The organism is Massilia genomosp. 1, from assembly GCF_011682185.1.
Classification (GTDB): Bacteria; Pseudomonadota; Gammaproteobacteria; order Burkholderiales; family Burkholderiaceae_D; genus Telluria_A; species Telluria_A rubra.
Genome location: NZ_WHJF01000685.1, coordinates 1 through 236, shown reverse-complemented (window position 1 = coordinate 236; position 236 = coordinate 1). Strand labels below are relative to the sequence as shown.

General features: G+C 63.1%; 1 protein-coding gene. It reads right to left on the bottom strand.

Annotated elements, in window-relative coordinates; translation table 11 throughout:
* On the bottom strand, positions 1-236 hold a 236-nt coding region (locus F1735_RS35255), incomplete at both ends, for a transposase (protein ID WP_187364448.1).

Below are 236 nucleotides of genomic sequence, written 5' to 3'. Positions count from 1 at the left end.
GGCCGCTTGCCGGGCCGCAGAACGGCAGCGATCAAGCCGCCCGACGCGCCGTCGAAGATCATCAACGGCAGGTAGCAGGTCGAACGGTAGTGGTGGTTATAGAACGCCAGCGGCTGCTGCCCGTAGCACGCATCTTCCGAGTGATCGAGGTCGAGAATCAGGCTCTTTGGCGGGCTGGCGAAGCCGGCAATGAACTGTTCAACGAGGGCCTCACTGACGCGGTAGATGTCCTGGCG